Here is a 21,004-nt window from a genome sequence, read left to right on the forward strand (position 1 = left end):
CATGTTTTCTGCGAGGTGTTGATATGAGTTTTATGATTGTGCCGGAGCCTTTGTTTAACAAAGATATGGCTGTTCAGGCGTATCGGCTGCGCACTTTTGATTGTGACAAGCTGATGGGCATACAGGATGATTTCCGTAAAATGGACGAGGCGTTTTCCAATCCGGGTCTGAATATGGTGGAGCAGATCGGGATTGCGCCGCTCACAGGAGGAAAAAAGCTTTTTGCGGAAATATCCCATGTGCAGCTTATGACTGGCATCCCCAAAAACTTGAAAATAAGGCCGGAGCAACTTGTTTGTGTCCTTCCTCACGATGCGTTTCACGAACAGTCCACGGTTTCCGCATTGGTTCCCCTGCGTGAGATGGGATATGAGTTTGCACTGAGCGCACATGGCAATTATCAGAAAAAAAGTCTGGAGGAAGCCTCTGACTTAATCCAATATGTTGTTCTGGATTACACGCAATCTTATTTTCCAGATTGGTATAGAGGCGTTAAACAAACACTGCAAAATGTTCGCACCGTAATTTGTGATGTGCCTAATGTAAAGGCGTTAAATGCTTTCGACGCAGACAGTACAGCGTATTTCTCCGGGGAATACTACCAACTGCCCGTTGAGAAATCTAATGCGGCCATGTCTCCGGTAAAAATCAATTCTCTCCAGCTCTTGAAGCAGGTCAACAAGGATGATTTTGAATTGTCGGAGATTTCTAAAATCATAGAACGAGATCCTTATTTGACCGTTTCCCTGCTTCGGTATGTTCGTTCCGAAATTTCAGGAATAAACCGGGAGATCACATCCAGCAAACAGGCTGTTGCCATTTTGGGGCAGAAAGCGATCAAGCGATGGGCCACAATCGCCCTTTCAATGAATCTTGGCGCGGACGGCCCCAGCGAGATTACAAGACTGGCGCTTTTGCGCGCGAGGTTTGCAGAAGAACTTGCACCCATTTTTGAACTTGGGGCTTTTCAAAACAGCCTTTTCCTGATGGGTCTGTTTTCACTGTTGGATGTCATGCTTGATAAGCCTATGAAGCTGGCAATACGGGAGATCGCTGTTGAAGATCGCGTTAAGCAGGCACTTGTAGATCGAAAAGGGCCTTTCGCCCCCGTGCTGGAGGCGATTGCCGCATATGAACGGGCAAACTGGAGCGCCTTGTCGATCATCCTCATACACAATAATGCCGACATGGAAAGAGTAAGTCAGGCGTATATAAGCTCTTTGATGTGGTACAAAAGCATGCTGGACAGCATAAAATCCGATGCTAAAGACAAAAGCCACGCCTAAGCAGAAGGACAGTTTATCAGGGTACATTCCGGCAAAGTGAATTATACCTTTGCAAGAAGTGTCCCAGGGAGGTGGACAAACTTGATTTATTCTCAGAATAATTCAGACAGGTACTCCCCATTATTGGAGACGAAGTTCCATGAATCACATCATAAGAGTTCCTACATCACCATGGATAGCAGATGCGATTCAGAGGAGAAAGCCTGCTGTATCACAGGCCATCGGGATATTCCGCAGGAAAAGCGGCTCAAGATAGAGGCTGCAATCCGCGCAGAAATTCGGGCAGCCATTGCAGATGGGTATTCTCGCTTTATTTCCGGTTTCGCAGATGGTTCCGACCTCATGTTTGCTTCTATCGTGGTAGAACTAAAAAAGAAAATGCCTAATCTTTGGCTGGAGGCAGCTATTCCTTATACTGGCCGAGTTCGCAGCCTGAAACGGGATTTTCTTGACCTGATGGCTGCCTGTGACAGTGTAAAAATCATATCTGCGCAGTATACCCGCGATTGTTTCCACGCCAGAAACAGATATATGGTAGAAAAGTCCAGCCGAGTTATTGCCGTTTATGACGGGCGGGAGCGCGGGGGAACCGTTTACACGATGCACTATGCCAACAAACTGGGAAGAGAGCTGCGAGTGATCCTCGTATAATCGTACTCTACTACGATGCAGTTCTGTGGGCGGTGAAAAAGGTATCACCCAAGTCACCTCCGTGACTATTTTCAGCCCTGATGCGGACTGCACCCGTGCGCAGAACGTTACTTTCCTGTACCGCACGCTGGAAGATACGTAAGAGAGTGTGGGCGAAAAGTGTGTTTTTAGATCTTTTGTCCGCACCTCGTAATACCAATAATATGATTACAGCAAATGAAGGAGGCTCACATGGGTGTTCTGGCTGCTCAGAGCGCACTCTTGGCAATTGGGATTATTTTAGGTCTGATATGTTCCGCAATCGGTCTGTTTTTTGGACATATTATTCTATTTGATAGCATTGCCCTCGGCATAGTGGCCGGTGTATGCTGCCGCCACTTCCTATCTGTACATCCGGCGCTTTGTATCGTGATCGGCATTGGTATTGCTGTTGCTGTTCTGGCTACAAAGCACCTCCGTTGGATTCTGGACCATCGGCGGACTGATGACGCTAATTTACGCAGTGGTATTCGGGCTGCTGGCCTTTCTTATTTCAGAATATGATCCCGTCTGGGGATGGGTTGTTTTTGGGATTGCTTTCCTCATTATCGGTGGTTTGCACTTTTACGCAAAAGACAAGTAAAAAACACAATCAGAGGCTGATAAATTTGGCTGTAAACTACTGTAATATACTCCCCTATAAAAACAATGTTTTATAAATCACCTTTTAGATCACTTTAAGTTAGCTGTAAATTACTTATTGGATATAGTTTGGAGGAGACACGATGAAAAATACATCGAAAGGAAGTTCTTAACCCAAGGGCATCCGTTGGCGACAATGTAAAAACGATTTAGTTAACTCTCTAATGAGCTGTATCTCGACAAGTGAGTCACAGCTCATTTCTTGTCTGTTTCAGCTAATCTTTGCTTGCGTTTTGGCAGGCATACCTCCAAGCCCTTTTCTTTCATCTAAAACTGATCAAAACCCCTGCGCGGATTGTTGTATCCGTGCGGGGGTTTTGATGTTTATTGGCTTTTTCTCTGTTGGCTGCCGTTCGCCACCCCCTCCGTTTTGATTCGCACCAACCCCAAAAACGAAACGGAGGAAAACATCATGTTTAATAAAAAGACAGATTATGCACTGAACAAGATGGACAGCACAGCCATTATATATACCGATGCAGAAGGAAACCTCGTCCGCTTGACTCGAGATAACTTTTCCAGCTTGGACGAGTTCCTTAAATGGAAAACTTGGTCTGATGCCAATTACCATATTACTGAAAAATCCAATCATCTTTATCTTGATCACACTCTCTCCATGACTGGCCTATCTGAAACTGTTGCTATTGTACCCTCACCCGAACTGATAGAGGAAACCAGGCAGACAACCCGCTGCCATCAGCAACTTTGCGCGGAGCTTGTGATGCAACTTCGGGTATGCCTGACGGAGACGCAGTTCCGTAGATTGTGGATGTACTATGCCGACGGAATGAGTGAAAAACAAATTGCAAAACTTGAGGGTGTTGGTCAACAGCGAATTTCCAAATCCATTGTTACCGCCCGGAAAAAAGCAAAAAAATTTCTTTCTTTCCAGAGTAAAAACAGGGGGTAAAACCACCACGAAATCCGCGATAAGTAGAAGGACATTTTTCTTTGCGACTGATCTTTGAAAACTGAATATACGATGATGCAGGCACAAAACCCGCGTGATAGCGGCAAGGGGTGCGACGCCATGACGATTGCTTTCGGAGGTGATGAGGGCAAGCAATCCGAGCGACCACCGCAGCCCTTGACCCGGCATGGCAAACTGGGCGCGATGACAGCGCGGGGGACAATGAAACTTGCTCACGCTCTCCCACGGACTTGGGGGAAGCCCTGCGATATGCGCCAACCTTCGGGCAGCGGTATCGCGGAGCTATGACAGTCTTGCCAGAGACGGCCTGCATCATCCCTATCGCCGGGGGTGCGTGGCAAATACGGCGAAATATTCGGAACAAAAAATTGTGGGACCAGCCGCGCCAGTGTGCGCGGCTGCATCCCCCTTTTATGTGAATGTGGACAATCCGTGTTTTCATACACTGTAAAAATGGCCCTTGTTTTGAAAGGCAGGTGGAGCTATTGGAAAAGCAGGCCACTATGAATGAAGCAATCACTTCTTATAAGGAAGTTAAAATCGGAAAAACACTTTATCGTGTGACCAGCGTGTTCTCCGGCGAGAAGGACTTGGCTCGGACGCTGGAACAGCTTGCGGTACGTCGTGCGATGGCTGAGATTAACCCGCCTCAAACGGCCTGCACCAGTTCTGCAATATAAGAATGATATATACCTCTCAGCTCGGCTTGCCGCATCCTTGCGCGGCGCTGCCCCTTTACGGTATCATGTTCCTGCAAGGTAACACTTGCGGGAGCCAAACCGCCGCACGATGTATGAAGCTGAGATGGTCGGGAGGATAAATAACGATGATCGAAAAAACATACAACGTAGGCATTTACTGCCGCCTTAGTAACGACGATGAACGGGACGGCGAATCCGTCAGCATCGAGAACCAGAAACTCCTGTTGCAAAACCATGTGCGGCAGATGGGCTGGAACGAGATCGACGTATATATCGACGACGGGTACTCTGGCGCGAATTTTGATCGCCCCGGCGTCAGGCGTCTCATCGAGGACGCCAAAGCAAAGCGCATCAATCTGATTCTGGTCAAAGACCTTTCCCGTTTTGGCCGTAACTACATTGAGTTCGGGCAGTACACCGACTACCTGTTTCCCTCCATCGGATGCCGCTTTATTGCCCTTAATAACGGCATTGACACCATGAAGGGCGATGGCAGCAACGATGTGATGTGCTTTTTGAATTTATTTAACGAATTTTATAGCCGCGATACCAGCAAGAAGGTCAAGGCTGTAAAAAAAGCCTGCGCCCAGGACGGAAAATTCATGGGGACATACCCCGCCTATGGGTACAAGCGAGATCCGCAGGATAAGCACCACCTCATCATCGATGAAGAAACAGCACCCATCGTGCGCCGGATCTTCGCAATGCGGGCATCCGGCATCGGGTTCCACTCGATTGCCGTGGCGCTCAACGAGGAGGGCATCCCCTCCCCCGGAACACTCTACTATCAACGCAAGGGAAAGAGCGATCCCCGCAACGTCAACGGCAAGTGGGCCGACCAAACGGTGAAGAAACTCATCCGCAGCGAGGTCTACATTGGAAACATGGTGCAGGGCAAGACCGGCACCATGTCCTACAAAAACCGCAGATTGGTGGAAAAACCGGAGGAAGAATGGATCAGAGTAGAGGGTACGCATGAGCCGATCATCACCCGCGAGATGTGGGATACGGTGGTCAGCATCGACCAGAAGAAGGTGCGCAAGTCACCAACGGCAGACAACATCAAAAGCATTTTCACCGGTCTTGTCTACTGCGCCGACTGCGGCTTTAAGATGCGCAACCACACCGAGAAATTCACCTATAAGGACGGCACACCGGGCAGATACAGTTCCTTTATCTGCGGCAACTATGCCCGCAGCGGCAGGGGCGCATGTACCATCCATACCGTTTATGAGAATGTTCTGACACAGCTCGTCCTCATGGACATCCGGGAAAAGGCGAGGTATGCCGACTGTGACCCGGAGCGTGTGGCTCAGCAGATCGTCCGGATCAAGGACAGAGAGGCACACAGCCTGCTGGCCTCCTGTGAAAAGGAGTTGCGCTTATCCATCGCCCGCCTCGCAGAGTTGGAAAAGCTGATGCAAAATCTCTATGAGGACAAATATAACGGCACCATCCCACAGACTGTGTTCCAAACCCTCATGCGCAAGTATGAGGCGGAACGGGTGGAAAAGGCCGAGGCTATTCCGGAGCTGGAACACAAGGTCAAATCCAACCGGGAGAATCGGCAGGACGCAACCCGCTGGACGCATATCATACGACGCTACACTGAGATCACCGAACTGGATGAGACCATCCTGTTCGAGCTGGTAGACCGCATCGAGGTTGGCGACACACAGGTTATCAACGGACAGCGCATCTGTGACATCAAGGTATATTACCGCTATGTTGGTAACGTGGACGAAGCACTGGCGGAGGAAAGGCAGATGCGGTATGACGAAGCTGTATAAAGTGGGTATCTACTGCCGCCTGAGTGTGGATGATGCCAGCAACTCCGCAAAGGCAAACTACATCCCCTCCGACGAGTCAGTGAGCATTGAGAACCAGTACGAAATCCTCTCCAAGTTCACCATGCTCAATGGATGGACAGAGGTAAAGACCTACCGTGACGACGGGTACAGCGGGGGTAACTTTCAGCGCCCCGGATTTTTGGAGATGCTGGAGGACGCAAGGAATGGGCTTATCAATCTGATCCTCGTCAAAGACCTTTCCCGACTGGGGAGAGATTTTGTGGAGGTAGGGCGCTATACCGATGTAGTATTCCCATCCCTCGGCTGCCGCTTCGTCTCCGTCCTGGACTGTCTGGACACGGACGGCGACAATACAGATATGCTGCACTTCCGCAGTCTGATGAACGACTACCACCTGAAAGACCTGAGCGGCAAGATCAAATCCGTACTTCATGCCAAAATGCGCAGCGGACAGTATATCGCCGCCTATGCCCCCTACGGATATCGCAAGAGTGATGAGGATAAGCACAGGCTGGTCATCGACGAGGAGGCCGCCACTGTAGTACGCCAGATGTTTGAGATGCGGGCAGGCGGCATGGCCTATGGCAAGATTGCCGCCGCCCTGAACAATAAGGGTATCCTTACCCCGCGCTGGCATTGGGCCGTCCACTACGGCGACGGAGGCTGCAAGTATTCCAAGCTCTGGATGTATGCCACTGTAAAGAATATTCTAAACAGCGAGGTCTACCTCGGTAGCCTGATCCAAAACCGCACTGGCTCCCGTTCCTACAAGGACAGTACCATGATCTATAAGCCGGAGAGCGAATGGATATGCCATGAAGTCAGCCACGAGGCCATCATCACAAAGGAACTGTGGGAGGCGGCGCAGGAAGTCAACCGCAGGGCCAGCCGGATCGCGGAGGGAAACACCCCTCCGACGCCCTGCCTGTTCACCGGCAAGCTGGTGTGTGCTGATTGTAAAGCCCCTCTTGTGGCAAACCGGGAAAGGCACCAACGTAAAAACGGTACGGTCAAGACCTATACATCCTACTACTGTTCCCGCCATGCCAACTCAGGGCGTAGCTCATGCACTCGCCATGTCATCTATGAGGGAACGCTGAAGGAACTGCTGCTGGGAGAAATCCAGGCGCAGGCCGAGGCACTGGAGCTGGATGAGGCCGCCGTATTGGACAAGCTGCAAAGGCAGTATATCTCTATGGACTTAGGCCGCTGCGAGGATGCCCGTAAGGAGATCACCAAACTGCGCCGCCGCGTAGACGAGCTGGAACACATAACCGCAAAACTCTATGAGGATAAAGTCTGCGGCACTATTTCTGAAGCGACCTTTACGGCGCTGATGCAAAAGAGTGAGCTGGAAAGACTGGAGAAAGCGGAGCGACTGCAAACGCTACTTGCAGAAGTCAGACAAAGCGAACAGGAGGCCGCCAGTATCCAGAACTGGGCAGATATCGTCCGAAAGCACCTGCACACGCATGAGCTTGACCGCATGATGGTAGATGAGCTGATCGACCACATCGAAGTCGGTGAGCGTTTTGTCACAGATGGACATACGCACCGGGACATCAAAATCTTCTACCGCTTTGTCGGGCAGATTTAAGGAGGACAGCATGGACAACAATCGAAACACAAGAAAGCGTGTAGTGCTCTACTGCCGCGTCGCCACACAGACGCAGAGCGACGATTTTGCTCTGGGCGCACAAAGCGCCCGGCTGCATCAGCAAGCCGAGCGCAACGGACTGGAGGTCGTCGGTGAAATCCGGGCTTATGAAAAGGGCATCACCCTTGACCGTCCGGGCTGGCACAAAGTCCTGTGCCTTGCCGCCGAACAGAAGGCCGATGCCATCATGGTAACGGAGCTTGACCGTGTGGCGCGAGGGATGCTCCTGCTGACCGAAGCGTTTACTGAGCTGGACAAGCGTGACCTCCAGCTCCATGCCTCTGCTACAGACTTGCTCTTTACTCCGAGCTTCAAACAGTATATCCTTTAGTCAGGCAACACAACTTTCCCATACAGGGACGCACAAACGATGCGGTTGACCCGCGCTGATATGCCGAAAAAGAGAGAAACAGCAGATTACCTTTCCCGAACACCCCTTGTTCTTGAACAAATTCTTGAACGGCATGAGGTCGTTGCTCTCGCTGCTGTCGGTGTCCACATTGTCATTGATGGCAATGTAGCGGACGCCGAACATGGGGAAGCGTTCTTCGATGTAGAGTCCCGTGTGAAGCTGATTTCTACCGAGGCGACTGAGATCCTTGGTCACAATGATCCCGATCTCGCCGTTTTCCATGTCTGAGATCATCTGCTGGAACGCCGGTCTTTGGAAGGTTCCTCCCGAAAAACCGTCATCCACATAGAAGCAGGGGCTGGGGAAATGGTGATCTTCCGCGAACTTCTGTAAAATGGCTTTTTGATTCTGGATCGAGTTCGAATCGCCCTCTATCCCATCGTCCTGGCTGAGACGGCAGTAAAGAGCGGTTTTCCTGATTTGGTTTGACTGATTCATACAGTCCTCCTTTTCTTTGTCAAACCGTTCAGAGCATTGCGACACCACAATACCCCGAACGGTCTGGAATGTCCAGTACTTTACGCGCACAGCTTTCCCTGCCGGAAGTCCATTTCCGCAAGGGCTTTCAGCTTATCCTCCACGGTTTCACTGCCGTGCCGGGGGAACACGGAGATGACTCGAATCTCCCGCCCGCAGGCTGTCTGCATCCGCTCCACGGTGATATGATCCTTATCAATGGTGATGTTGGCTTTTTGCTCCATAGGCTCTCCTCTTACTCTTGTTTACTGAGTTCGCCCACACGCCGCCTGTGGGGTCTCTGCCGGTGGGGATGGGCAGGGACGCTGCCCATTGCGGAAGAACGCCGCACAGGGCGGCACGGGGCGAACGGGCGGGTGTTTACCAACGGCTTTGAACTTCTAAACCGCTTCCGGCAATGTTGCCGAAAGCGGTTTTCTGTTTTTTCAGATACCCCCTCACTACCCCTCCCGAAAAAACAGCGTGGTGAATACCCCGGAATCAAAAGCTCCTGTAAAAGATATAAGGTCAAGGGTGTGCAATAGACACCCTCGCCGTCTAATCAAGGGTGTCTTATTGACACCCAAAGCGAAAAGAATCGGCAGACAGGCTCTTGTAAAGTCTGTCTGCCGATGGTAACATACCGCAAATCGAAGAAGGAGGCTCGGAACATGATGTATGCTGTTTTATCATTGGGGCTGGCGCTGTTGGGAGGGGTTATCCGTCTGGCGCAGGTGCTACGGCTGTCCGTACCGCTGCTGTACGGTGCACTGGTAATCACGGTATTCCGCCCGTGGTATCTGGCCCATACCGCTCTGGCGGACGGCATTTTCCTTGTGCTGGTGGGTCTTGCGGCGCTGTCATGGGTGGTGACGCTGATTCGAGCGGTGCGGGAGACGATCTGGTAAAGTAAGGGTTGGCAAGATTGCCAACCCTTACTTTCAGACAACCTTGTCAAAAGGTCTGACCGGGTTCGGTGAATTCACCGAACCCGGTTTTCAGCGTCTATCGCTTATGACAACATTGTCCAAAGCGCTTTTGAGCGATAGAAACAGGTAAGGAAGGAATGACAATTCTGTCAATCCTTCCTCATATCGACTTTGTCTTTGCGAGCAGATTTCCAGTCATATTGCAGGAAATTCAATCTCTATAGACCTCGTTGCAATCGGGTTTGGCAATATGGCCGAACCCGATTTTATATGCTACTTTCCGGCAATGCTGCCGAAAGGTTTCCGCCCGCAGGCGGCATGGGGGACTGGGGTTTACCCCAGCAAGCGCGTTTGTCATACAAACGCTATGCTTGCGTCAATGCCGCCACAGGCGGCGTTGGTATCTCAAAGGTGCCGATAATACTCCTTATGAGAAAATCGATGGTGAAGTACGGTCGCTTGCGGATGAAGTGCCGTTCGACATCCCCGATTCATGGGAGTGGGTAACGCTCCAAACCATCGCAACAAGTTCGTTAGGCAAAACACTGGATAAGGCAAAAAACAAAGGCAACCTCAAACCATATCTCTGCAGCATAAATGTTTATTGGGACGGAATTGACCTTACGACGGTAAAAGAAGCGCGGCTTGAAGAGAACGAGCTACCAAAATATCTCTTAAGACCTGGTGACCTCCTAATCTGTGAGGGTGGCGATGTTGGGCGTTCTGCAGTTTGGGAATCCACACAAGAGATGTACTACCAGAACGCTCTGCACCGTGTGAGGTTCTATGGCGGGATAAATCCTCATTATTTTCAGCTTCTGTTAGAGTGCTATAAGGGAAATCAAATTCTTGATGCCTATAGTAAGGGAATGACGATTAAGCACCTGGTGCAAACGGCGCTGAATACAATCGTTTTCCCACTTCCGCCATTATCGGAACAAAACCGTATTGTGAATGCTGTGAAAAGGCTACTACCATACCTCCATAGCTACGACAAAGCTGAACAGAAATTAACAGCGCTGAACACAGGCTTCCCAGAAGCCCTCAAGAAGTCGATACTGCAAGAAGCAGTCCAGGGCAAGCTGGTACCGCAAGACCCATCTGACGAGCCTGCAGAGGCTCTGCTGGAGCGTATCCGGGTGGAGAAGCAGCGGCTCATCAAGGAAGGCAAAATCAAAAAGAACAAGCACGAATCTGTCATTTTCAGACGGGATAATTCTCATTATGAGAAGTTGGACGGCGTGGAGCGCTGTATCGACGACGAACTGCCCTTTGAGATACCGGAATCGTGGGCATGGGTGCGTCTCGGGTCTGTTTTGGAAATAGCACGAGGAGGTTCGCCTCGGCCTATTCAGCAATATCTTACAACCGAACCAGACGGAATAAACTGGATCAAAATCGGCGATACGGATAAAGGCGGAAAGTACATTTACAAAACGAAGGAAAAAATCCGCCCGGAAGGGGTTACAAAAAGTCGCATGGTCCATAGTGGCGATTTTTTACTCACAAATTCAATGAGCTTCGGACGCCCCTATATTCTCAAGACTGATGGCTGTATCCACGACGGGTGGCTCGTATTGTCGAATAGATTTGATTGTTACTCTGTGGATTTCCTTTACTACATTCTTTCATCGCCGTTTGCATACTACCAGTTTTGCGATAGCGTTAGTGGTGCTGTGGTAAAAAACTTGAACAGCGATAAAGTGTCAAATGCGCTCTTTCCACTTCCTCCGCTCAACGAACAGCGCCGCATTGTCCAGCGTATTGAAGAGTTGTTCCCGTTGGTTAAGGGACTGTAAAAAGAATACGGTATAATCATAGTGAAAGGAGGTCTTTCACTATGATAGAAGAATTCGAAAGACACTTGAGAGGCACAAACCTCTCGGAAAACACGATATCCTCGTACCTTTTTGCCATTCGGCAATATAACTCGCAGTACGACGGTATCACGAAAAAGAACCTGCGGGCGTATAAGGTGTGGTTGATAGAGAACTACAAACCAAAGACTGTCAATCTGCGTCTGAGGGCAATCAACTGCTACTTGGAGAGCATCGGCAAAGAAAGCTGGAAAATGCCGTTTGTGCGAGTGCAGCAGAAAGCCTTTCTGGAAAATGTTATCAGCGAGGCCGACTATGAATATTTTAAAACCTGCCTCAAACGAGATGATGAGCTGTTCTGGTATTTTGTAATACGCTTTCTGGCCGCAACTGGCGCACGGGTCAGTGAGCTCATACAGATCAAGGTGGAACACATCAAGCTGGGGCATTTGGATTTATGCTCGAAGGGTGGTAAGCTCCGACGAATATACATACCAAAAGCTCTGCAAAATGAAGCCCTTTCTTGGCTGAACGATAAGCACCAAGAAAGCGGCTTCATTTTTTTGAACAAATACGGGGACAGAATCACCACAAGAGGCATCTCCGGGCAGTTAAAAAAGCTGGCAGTCCGGTACGGTATCGATCCGGTGGTAGTATACCCACACTCCTTCCGTCACCGCTTCGCAAAGAGCTTCTTGGAGCGCTGCAACGACATCGCATTCCTCGCTGACCTTATGGGGCATGAAAGTATTGAAACCACCCGCATTTATCTCCGCAAAACATCAACCGAGCAACGGGCTATCGTCGATGAGGTCATAGACTGGTAAAAAGAAACCAGGCATACGCACGGCTATGGCGTATGCCTGGTTGTTACATTTTATCTATTATGGCAAATGCACGGACAAGATTTGCAACAATCCGTAATTGCTCATTCGCCGGAGGAAGTGGAAGTAGCATCTTTGCGAGTGTCTGCCCATTACAGTTCGGCTGTGCAGTTGCGGTCGTCCCGCTCTTTAACTGTTGCCAATATAGCGGAGACTCCATAAAAAACTTCAAGTATTGCGGGCAAAGAAGCGAACTATAGCGAGTACGAATCAAGTATCCAGCATAAATGGATTCACACGGTACTTCGCTAACAAGAAACGATTTTCCTACCGTTCCGCCGGTTCGTGCAAACAGAATATCATTGGGTTGAAGCAGATATGTAGGAATATCAGAATCTTCGATATCACAAAACGGGACAGAACTCCATGCAACAGTATTTTCGTGGATATCGCTTATACGAACCATTCTGATGCGCCCTTCCTGCTTTGCTGGTGCATTGTACCCGTATTGGATGGATTCTGCGATTGATCCCCACCGCACCCATGCCCACGATTCCGGTATCTCAAAGGGCAGTTCGTCGTCGATACAGCGCTCCACGCCGTCCAACTTCTCATAATGAGAACTTTACAAAGTAGCCAGAGCAAGAAGCGTATTCAGTTTTTGGACAATTCTCTTCTGCTCATTTAGTGGCGGAATTGGAATAAGCAAACCTTTCAGGGATGCCAAACCGACAGTTTTTTGTGCTGTACCAGTTGCGGCCCTTCTGCACTGCTCGTAAACGAGCGGTGATGACAGCCAGAGCTTCATAAAGTCAGGAGATAGACAACTGAACTTTATTAGGGCTATATGTCGTTGAAAACAGAACTTTCTCTCAGTTTGTACTGGAATAACTATGCCGTAAGAACCTGTCACAGTAAACAGAAGGTCGCCGCATTGGGGAATGCGAATTTCTGCCAAAGAATCAAAATATTCTTTTGGGACATAACGGGTATCTGAGAAATCGACTCTCCCATCAGATACATTTGAAATTACCAAGAAAGGAATTCCGTCCTGCACCTGCGGTGGAGGCTGGTGATCTCCATCGGCAATGCTTACGCATGCGGAGGAAAGTCTCGCCCAAGTCCAGTTCTCCGGTATCTCAAACGGCAGTGCATCATCGATGCAGACCTCATCTGGATCACGCTTTTCATAATGAGAATTATCCCGTCTGAAAATGACGGATTCGTGCTTGTCCTTTTTGATTTTGCCCTCTTTGATGAGCCGCTGCTTTTCCACCCGGATACGCTCCAGCAGAGCCTCTGCTGGTTCGTCAGACGGGTCTTGCGGTACCAGCTTACCCTGAACTGCCTCTTGTAAAATGGACTTCTTGAGGGACTCAGGGAAGGCTTCCTGCATTGCTGTGGTTTCATCGTATACTACGCCATAGTTCTTCACTACTGGTAGGACTTCCGACAGTTTCGCCAAAATACGGCGTTGCTCATCAAGGGGAGGAATTGGTGTTAGATACGCTTTGATGGTCGCTGTGGCAAGTTCCTTCTGCTTCGTAGTACCGTCTGCCTGATCTTCTATAACGCTTTGTACGCTTGGATTGGCAAAGTAGTAGTACAAGTATTCCGGGAGAACAAACTGTTTCAGAGGGCGTATAACGGTGACATGGCTATCAGCAACAGCCAGCTCATACGGATTAGCTGCGGTTTTGTAAATAGCCATTCGTCCAAGTGTGCCAAGGCCAGTAGAGTTCCACATTAGGTCGTTGTCCTGCAAAAGACGCTCAGGCCCATAGGAGGACAGAGAATTCGGCTCAATAAACTGTGCCTTTTCAATCGAAAAACCGCTCCATTGATTGCACTTTTGGGCGACAACGGGGTACTTTTTGATTGGAGAATACTTCGGTGACTTTCCACGCTGGATGTACTCACAGACATCAATGAGCCGCACCCACTCCCACGAATCGGGGATGTCAAACGGTACCTCATCCGCCAGCGACCGCACTTCATCGCCGATTTTCTCATAAGGAGTATTATCGGCACCTCTGAAAATGACGGACGGGTTCTTTTCCTTTTTGATTTTTTTCTCTTTGATTAGTTTTTCTTTCTCTGCACGGATGCGCTCCAGCAAGACGCTGGCGGGTTCATCATTCGGGTCTTGGGGTACAAGTTTGCCCTGCACAGCCATTTGCAGAATAGAATTTTTCAATTGCTGTGCGGTCATCCTTTCTCCTCCTCTGCTGTAATATCGATGCCGAGAATTTCAGTAATCTGAGCCAGGATGCGATCGATGTCAGCATTCAGGCTTGCCCGCTTTTCCTGGTACTGCTGGATGAGTTCCTTGGGAGGCAGAATTTCCTCCTCTTCATGGGGATAGCCACAAAGGTCAATGTTATAGCTACGAGCGGCGATTTCCTCAACTGTGTATTTTTTTGCCTTATCAAAACCGTCCACGGTGATTTCCTGCCGATTATCCCACCACTCCACAGCGGTGGCAAAATGCTCCAGCTTCATGGGCTTGGTCTTGGAGAAGTTTTTATAACCCTCCGGCATATCCAAACGGTAGAACCAGGTTTCCTTTGTCGGCCCAGTATGGTCGAAGAAGAGAATGTTGGTCGTAATTGATGTGTAAGGAGCAAAAACGCTGTGCGGCATACGGATTACGGTATGCAGATTGAACTCGGACATCAATTTCTGCTTGATTGCCATTTTGGCATTATCGGTGCCGAACAGGAAGCCGTCCGGGAGGATGATTGCACACCGCCCACCCTTTTTCAGACGGTACATAATGACATCCATGAAAAGGTCAGCGGTTTCACTGCTACGGAGATCTGCCGGGAAATTCTGCTTTACGCCTTCCTTTTCGTTGCCGCCATAAGGAGGATTCATCAGAATGACATCAAAACGGTCGGACTCCTTGTAGTCACGGACATTTTTCTCCAGGGAGTTGCCGTGAATAATCTGGGGATTATCGATATCGTGTAGGAGCATATTGGTGGCACAAAGTAAAAACGGAAGTGCCTTCTTTTCAATGCCATAAATGGAATTGCTATAAACCGTTCTATCCTCAACGCTCTGCACCTGGGCGTCCAGCACCTTCAGCGCAGAGGTGAGGAATCCGCCAGTACCGCAGGCAAAGTCTGCAATGGACTCACCCAGCTTCGGCTTAATCATCTGCACCATAAAGTCGGTAACAGCACGGGGCGTATAGAATTCGCCAGAGTTACCAGCACTTTGCAGGCTGCGGAGGATAGTCTCATAAATCTCGCCAAAGGCATGGCGGTCCTCATACTCCTCAAAATCAATCTCATCAATGACATTGATGACCTGGCGGAGCAGGATACCATCCTTCATGTAGTTGTTATTATCCTCGAAAGCCGTTCTGACAATAATCTGGCTCATGGGGGTATTTTCATCAATTTCGATGATCTTCAGGGTCGGGAACAGCTTCAGGTTCACAAACTCAAGCAGGGCATCGCCAGTCAGCGCCTTGCCATCTTTGTTGTCCACCGCCCAGTTACGCCAGCGCAGTTCCTCCGGGATTATAGACTTGTAGTCATCATTGTAAAATTCCCAGATTTCTTCCTTGGCATCATACACCTTGAGAAACAGAATCCAGACCATCTGCTCGATACGCTGGGCATCGCCGTTGATGCCTGCGTCATTGCGCATGATGTCCTGCAGTCGTTTTACCAGGTTATTTAAACTCATAGCTTATATCTCCTTACGCAGCGTAGATTTCCTTCTGCAAATCACGGATGGCTTGAATGTATCCGTTTTTGCCGCCGAACAGCTTTGCAATCTTCATGGGGGTGCCGAATTTGCGGAACGGGTCATTGGACAGGATTTCGAGGTTCTCGATGTCCTGAATGCCCTCGTTCATGTATTTGTCCAACAGCGCACTCAGAACTTCCTGTGCCAAGCCGGAATACTTGTAGAGGTATCCACGCTTGCGGACATTGTTTGCCCGCTCTGCCTTCGTCAGCGGTGCCTTGTCGTAGGCAATGTGGCAGATTAGGTCAAAATCGTCGATGTCCTTATTGCCTGATGCCTCGCGCAGCGCCTCTAGCAGAACGCCACGCTCCTGGAGTTCATCAATAATTGCCTGTTTCTTCTCCTCGGAGTTCCAGGCACGGAGGAACGAATCCAGGGTGGCATACTCACCGAGAATGTTCTTCTTGGAGTAATCCGTCACGCTTTCCGTGATGAGCTTACCGTCCTTGTCGTAGTATTGGACTCGCTCGTTCAAAATCGTGACCTCGACACCACGCACCCGGTATTTATGCTTCTTTTCAGGCGGATCGTCGGTGTCCCCGCAGGGACCGGGAGTCGGGGCGGGCGGCTTCGGCGGATCGATGGTCGGCTCTTCGCCGGGATCATCGTCATCATCAATGATAGAGATCGGGTCTCCATCGAATTCCGGGTCTGCGAAAAGTCGGCAGGCGTTGCGGAAATCCATAATGGTGAAATACTCTTTGCCATAATCGGGCTTGAGTCGTGTACCACGACCGATGATCTGTTTGAACTCGGTCATGGAGTTTATGTTGTTGTCCAAAACGATGAGCCGGCATGTTTTGCAGTCCACGCCAGTTGTCATCAGTTTGGAAGTCGTAACGATCACGGGATATTTGCTATCCTCTGCGATGAAGTAGTCGAGCTGCGCCTTGCCCTCGGCGTTGTCGCCGGTAATGCGCATGACATACTTGGCGTTCTCCGCCACAAGGTCGCTGTTCTCATTCACGAGCGCCTGCCGCATACGCTCTGCATGGTCTATATCCACACAGAATACGATGGTCTTGGCAAAGCGGTCGTTCTCCTTCAAAAAGCGAGTAATACGTTTTGCAACGGCATTGGTACGCTCATCAATGATGAGGTTCTTGTCGTAGTCCTTGGTATTGTACTCACGGTCATCAATCTCATAGCCGTAGATATCCCGCTGTCCCGCTGTGGGACGCCAGCCTTCCAGATCTTTGTCCAGACCGACACGGAGAACTTTGTACGGCGCAAGGAAACCGTCGTCGATACCTTGCTTCAGACTGTATGTATAGATGGGTTCGCCGAAGTAAGAGATATTGGATACCTCTTTCGTTTCCTTCGGCGTAGCCGTCATGCCGATCTGGGTGGCGCTGTGGAAGTATTCGAGTATTCTGCGCCAGCGGGAATCCTCCTTGGCACTGCCACGGTGACACTCATCGATGACAATAAGGTCGAAGAAATCCGGCTGGAATGCACGGAACGGCTCTTCATTCTCATCACCGGCCAACTGCTGATAAAGGGACAGATACAACTCATAGGAGCTGTCCAGCTTTTTGCCCTCGATTTTCGTCATGACCTTTGCAAAAGGCTTGAAGTCCTGTTGCATGGTCTGGTCGACAAGAATGTTGCGGTCAGCAAGGAACAGGATCTTTTTCTTTCGGCCGGATTTCCAAAGGCGATGAATAATCTGGAACGCAGTATAAGTCTTGCCAGTGCCGGTCGCCATAACGAGGAGAATGCGGTCTTGCCCACGGGCAACCGCATCAACGGTGCGGTTGATGGCGATGCGCTGATAGTAGCGAGGGGTCTTATCACCCAGCTGGAAATAGTACGGCTCGGTAATAAGTTGTTCCTGCTCCGGCGTGAAATGCTCGTCGCCGATGTGCCGCTGCCAGAGATCATGCGGCGAGGGAAACTGCTCCAACATCAATTCACGCTCTTTGCCGGATTTCATATCGTGTTCCAAGAAACCGTCGCCATTTGAGCTGTACACAAACGGGATGTCCAGCACCTCGGCATATTCGATGGCCTGTTGCATTCCGGCTCCGACACTGTGTCTGTTATCCTTTGCCTCGACGATAGCCAAAGGAATATTGGGCTTGTAGTAAAGCAGATAGTCTGTGCGCTTTCTCTTTCCCCTGGCTGTGACATTTCCGCGGACGATGACACGACCGTCCGTGAAGTTGTACTCCATTTTAATTTGCTTAAGTTTATCCCAGCCTGCGCTCTCAATCGCTGGAGTAATATACTGTAACTTGATATCTTCCTCAGTCATCTCGTGTTTCGTCATAAGTTCGCTCACAGTGCCCCTCCTTTCAACTTCCGATAAGGTGCAATTATGAGAAGTTCCTTTTATACACATAGATTGTACCAGAATGCAGCCTCGTTTTCAACGAAAAGCCACTGACCCTGAATAATTCAGAGTCAGTGGCTTTTTCAATGCTACTTGAACGGTAATTTGAAATGTTGTCCTTATGCGTAGGTAACTTTCGCTTTGCGCCTTTTTTCTGTATTACTTAATGGTCATCACCTGATCGCGCGCCGGACCGACACCCAACATCGTGATCGGGCAGTCGATGATGCGCTCCAGTTCGCGGATATAGTTCTGCACCGTCTGCGGCAGCTCGCCAAACGAGCGGCAGCCCGTGATATCCTCGTCAAAGCCGGGGAACTCTTCGTAAACCGGCTCGCAGTCCACCAGATCCATGAAGTTTGCCGGGAACTCGGTGACGGTCTGGCCGTTTTTCAGCTTGTAAGCCACACAGACCTTGAGTTTGGGCAGACCGCGCAGCGGGTCGATCTTGTTGATGACAACCTCGGTCAGACCGTTGACGCGCACGGCATAGCGCGCCACCACCGCATCGAACCAGCCGGTGCGGCGCGGACGTCCGGTGACCGTGCCGAACTCGCCGCCGGCGTTGCGGATATAGTCGCCCGTGTCATCAAACAGCTCGGTCGGGAACGGGCCTTCGCCCACGCGTGTGGTGTACGACTTGAAAATGCCCATGATGCTGTCAATCGCCGTCGGGCCGACGCCCGAGCCGATGCAGCAGCCGCCTGCCACCGGATGCGAGGAGGTAACAAACGGATAAGTACCCATATCCAGGTCAAGCAGCGTGCCCTGCGCGCCCTCGAACAGCACTTCCTTGCCCTCCTTGACCGCGTTCCAGGTCAGGATGGAGGTGTCGCACACATAAGGGCGCAGCCGGTCGGCATACGTGCGGTACTCCGCGATGACCGCGTCCGCGTCGATGGCCTCACCGCCGTACACGCCCGTGATGACGCGGTTCTTGTGCGCGCATGCCTCGCGGATAACAGTTTCAAAGCGCTCTGCGTCAACAAAATCGTGCATACGCACGCCGCTGCGCTCGGATTTGTCCATATAGGTAGGTCCAATGCCTTTCTTGGTTGTGCCGATGGCAGTGCCTTCCTTGGCCTTTTCCGCCTCGCTCAGCGCGTCCAGCTCCAGATGCCACGGCAGGATGCAGTGGCAGCGTGCGTCAATGTGCAGCTTATCGGTCGAAACGCCCTTTTCGTGCAGGTCGTCGATTTCGCCCAGAACCGCCTTGGGGTTGACCACCACGCCCGGACCAATCACATTCGTGCAGTCCGGATACAAAATACCCGAGGGGATGAGCTGCAGCTTGTATTTGACACCGTTGGCCACAACCGTATGTCCGGCATTATTGCCGCCCTGACTGCGGACAACCAAGTCGGCTTTGCCCGCGAAAATATCAATAAACTTGCCCTTGCCTTCGTCGCCCCACTGGGCGCCGAGAATTACCTTACCTGGCATAGGATTTCCTTCCTTTCTGCTCTCGGACATGTTTTCAACATGTCATACAGCTAAAGTATAGCATAGCAGTCCGCGCTTTTCAATCCTGATTTCCGCCTTTTGACTTGTAAAAGCCCCCCGGCCGTTGTAAAATATCCGTGTAACGCATTGAAGGAGACGGAAAAGAATGCACTATCTGGACAATGCGGCGACGACGGCAGTGCTGCCCGAAGCAGCTGAGGCGGCCATGCATACCATGTGTACCTGCTTCGGCAACCCGTCGAGCCTGCATAAAATGGGAATAGAAGCCTCACATCTGCTGGAGAACAGCCGAAAAGCGGTCGCTTCCGCGCTCGGCTGCCTGCCGGAGGAGACCTATTTCACCTCCTGCGGCACGGAAAGCACGAACATCAGCCTGCACGGAGCCGCGCACTTAAACCGCCATCAGAAGGGGCGAATCATCACGACCGAAATCGAGCACGCGGCAACGCTCAATACCTGCAAGCAGCTCGCCGCCGAAGGGTTTGATGTGGTGTTTCTTGCACCGGATGAGACCGGCCACATCACGCCCGCGGCACTCGAGGCCGCACTGACCGAGGACACGGTGCTGCTGTCCTGCCAGCTGGTCAACAACGAAATCGGCACGGTGCAGCCGGTCGCCGAGCTCGGCGCACTGCTCAAAGCAAAAGCGCCGCGCGCGCTGTTCCACATTGACGCAGTACAGGGGCTTGCGCGTGTCAGACTGACGCCCAAGAAGTGGAACTGCGATCTGATGAGCGTGTCCGGTCACAAAATCGGCGCCCCCAAGGGCATCGGCGCGCTCTATGTCAAAAAAGGGCTGCGCCTGCCGCCCCTCATGTTCGGCGGCGGGCAGGAAAAGAGCATGCGTCCGGGCACTGAGCCGCTGCCGAACATCGCAGCCTTTGCCAAAGCATGCGAGATTCGCATGGCGCATTTTGACGAGGATTTTCAGCATGTGCAAAGCCTTGCCGACTACCTGCATCAGCAGGTGGCGGCGCTTTTGCCGGATGCAGCGTTCAACGGCGTGGGCGACATCCCGCATGTGGTCAATCTGTCCCTCCCCGGCTGCAAGAGCGAAGTCATGCTGCGCGTACTGGAGAGCGACGAGGTGTATGTTTCGAGTGGATCGGCCTGCTCCAAGGGCAAACAGAGCGGTGTTTTGAAAGCGCTCGGTCTGCCCAAAGTGCGCACAGACAGCGCGCTGCGCGTGTCCTTCTGCCCGTCCAATACCACGGAAGATGTAGACGCTTTTATCGCAGCCGCGCAAAAAGGCCGAAAAATGTTGGTTCGATAACCTTATAAAGGAGA

At 50.8% G+C, this 21,004-nt stretch carries 19 protein-coding genes; 12 read left to right on the forward strand and 7 right to left on the reverse strand.

Annotation, left to right across the window (positions count from 1 at the left end; all coding sequences use genetic code 11):
* The first annotated feature begins 23 nt into the window (after positions 1–23).
* The 8 genes from ACTQ34_RS02110 (at position 24) to ACTQ34_RS02145 (ending at position 8,049) form a co-directional block, all read left to right on the forward strand.
* Positions 24–1,286 carry an EAL and HDOD domain-containing protein gene (locus ACTQ34_RS02110; RefSeq protein WP_441362278.1) on the forward strand — a complete coding sequence of 421 codons (1,263 nt, stop codon included), beginning with the start codon at positions 24–26 and terminating at the stop codon, positions 1,284–1,286.
* 171 nt (positions 1,287–1,457) lie between these two features.
* On the forward strand, positions 1,458–1,937 hold the full coding sequence (locus ACTQ34_RS02115) for an SLOG family protein (protein WP_441362279.1): 480 nt from the start codon (positions 1,458–1,460) through the stop codon (positions 1,935–1,937).
* Between the two features lie 231 nt (positions 1,938–2,168).
* The gene (locus tag ACTQ34_RS02120; protein WP_441362280.1) at positions 2,169–2,480 is read left to right on the forward strand and encodes a hypothetical protein; all 312 of its coding nucleotides are present in this window, start codon (positions 2,169–2,171) and stop codon (positions 2,478–2,480) included.
* A 550-nt stretch (positions 2,481–3,030) separates the two neighbouring features.
* Complete coding sequence (locus ACTQ34_RS02125) at positions 3,031–3,528, forward strand: hypothetical protein (protein WP_441362281.1); 498 nt, start codon at positions 3,031–3,033, stop codon at positions 3,526–3,528.
* Positions 3,529–4,052: 524 nt separating this feature from the next.
* Positions 4,053–4,229 carry a hypothetical protein gene (locus tag ACTQ34_RS02130; RefSeq protein ID WP_441146934.1) on the forward strand — a complete coding sequence of 59 codons (177 nt, stop codon included), beginning with the start codon at positions 4,053–4,055 and terminating at the stop codon, positions 4,227–4,229.
* Between the two features lie 146 nt (positions 4,230–4,375).
* Entirely contained in the window at positions 4,376–6,040 is a 1,665-nt protein-coding gene (locus ACTQ34_RS02135) for a recombinase family protein (protein ID WP_441362282.1), read from the forward strand.
* The gene (locus ACTQ34_RS02140) at positions 6,024–7,658 is read left to right on the forward strand and encodes a recombinase family protein (RefSeq protein ID WP_441362283.1); all 1,635 of its coding nucleotides are present in this window, start codon (positions 6,024–6,026) and stop codon (positions 7,656–7,658) included. Before ACTQ34_RS02135 ends, ACTQ34_RS02140 begins: the two co-directional genes overlap by 17 nt.
* 10 nt (positions 7,659–7,668) lie before the next feature.
* Positions 7,669–8,049, forward strand: a complete 381-nt coding sequence (locus tag ACTQ34_RS02145; protein ID WP_441146940.1) for a recombinase family protein — start codon at positions 7,669–7,671, stop codon at positions 8,047–8,049.
* Here the strand turns inward: ACTQ34_RS02145 and ACTQ34_RS02150 are convergent, their stop codons facing one another.
* Together ACTQ34_RS02150 and ACTQ34_RS02155 are read right to left on the reverse strand one after the other, a co-directional pair.
* A complete protein-coding gene (locus tag ACTQ34_RS02150) occupies positions 8,050–8,568 on the reverse strand; it encodes a recombinase family protein (RefSeq protein ID WP_441362284.1) in 519 nt (172 codons plus the stop codon). It lies immediately after the preceding gene.
* An 80-nt stretch (positions 8,569–8,648) separates the two neighbouring features.
* Positions 8,649–8,831 (reverse strand): hypothetical protein, encoded by a 183-nt coding sequence (locus tag ACTQ34_RS02155; RefSeq protein ID WP_176925380.1) that lies wholly within the window; start codon positions 8,829–8,831, stop codon positions 8,649–8,651.
* A 426-nt stretch (positions 8,832–9,257) separates the two neighbouring features.
* On the opposite strand from ACTQ34_RS02155, the gene ACTQ34_RS02160 reads away from it, so the two are divergent.
* The 3 genes from ACTQ34_RS02160 to ACTQ34_RS02170 all read left to right on the forward strand — a co-directional run bounded on the left by ACTQ34_RS02160 (position 9,258) and on the right by ACTQ34_RS02170 (position 12,159).
* Positions 9,258–9,494 carry a hypothetical protein gene (locus tag ACTQ34_RS02160; protein ID WP_441362285.1) on the forward strand — a complete coding sequence of 79 codons (237 nt, stop codon included), beginning with the start codon at positions 9,258–9,260 and terminating at the stop codon, positions 9,492–9,494.
* A 392-nt stretch (positions 9,495–9,886) separates the two neighbouring features.
* Positions 9,887–11,314: a restriction endonuclease subunit S gene (locus ACTQ34_RS02165; RefSeq protein WP_441362286.1), complete on the forward strand. Its 1,428-nt coding sequence runs from the start codon at positions 9,887–9,889 to the stop codon at positions 11,312–11,314.
* A 41-nt stretch (positions 11,315–11,355) separates the two neighbouring features.
* Positions 11,356–12,159: a tyrosine-type recombinase/integrase gene (locus ACTQ34_RS02170; protein WP_441362287.1), complete on the forward strand. Its 804-nt coding sequence runs from the start codon at positions 11,356–11,358 to the stop codon at positions 12,157–12,159.
* 43 nt (positions 12,160–12,202) lie between these two features.
* Here ACTQ34_RS02170 and ACTQ34_RS02175 read toward each other — a convergent pair whose 3' ends face one another.
* From ACTQ34_RS02175 to ACTQ34_RS02195, 5 genes are all read right to left on the reverse strand, one after another.
* Positions 12,203–12,754, reverse strand: coding sequence for a restriction endonuclease subunit S (locus tag ACTQ34_RS02175; RefSeq protein WP_441362288.1), 552 nt, complete (start codon positions 12,752–12,754; stop codon positions 12,203–12,205).
* Between the two features lie 27 nt (positions 12,755–12,781).
* Complete coding sequence (locus tag ACTQ34_RS02180; protein ID WP_441362289.1) at positions 12,782–14,368, reverse strand: restriction endonuclease subunit S; 1,587 nt, start codon at positions 14,366–14,368, stop codon at positions 12,782–12,784.
* Positions 14,365–15,855 (reverse strand): N-6 DNA methylase, encoded by a 1,491-nt coding sequence (locus ACTQ34_RS02185; RefSeq protein ID WP_441362290.1) that lies wholly within the window; start codon positions 15,853–15,855, stop codon positions 14,365–14,367. The genes ACTQ34_RS02180 and ACTQ34_RS02185 overlap by 4 nt, the downstream gene beginning before the upstream one ends.
* Before the next feature lie 13 nt (positions 15,856–15,868).
* Positions 15,869–18,190: an EcoAI/FtnUII family type I restriction enzme subunit R gene (hsdR, locus tag ACTQ34_RS02190; protein ID WP_138308487.1), complete on the reverse strand. Its 2,322-nt coding sequence runs from the start codon at positions 18,188–18,190 to the stop codon at positions 15,869–15,871.
* 222 nt (positions 18,191–18,412) lie between these two features.
* Positions 18,413–19,696, reverse strand: a complete 1,284-nt coding sequence (locus ACTQ34_RS02195; protein WP_441362291.1) for an adenylosuccinate synthase — start codon at positions 19,694–19,696, stop codon at positions 18,413–18,415.
* A 166-nt stretch (positions 19,697–19,862) separates the two neighbouring features.
* Between ACTQ34_RS02195 and ACTQ34_RS02200 the strand changes: the two genes are divergently transcribed.
* A complete protein-coding gene (locus tag ACTQ34_RS02200) occupies positions 19,863–20,990 on the forward strand; it encodes a cysteine desulfurase family protein (protein WP_441362292.1) in 1,128 nt (375 codons plus the stop codon).
* The last annotated feature ends 14 nt before the right edge of the window (positions 20,991–21,004 follow it).

This window comes from Agathobaculum sp. LCP25S3_E8 (assembly GCF_052117165.1).
Taxonomy (GTDB): domain Bacteria; phylum Bacillota; class Clostridia; order Oscillospirales; family Butyricicoccaceae; genus Agathobaculum.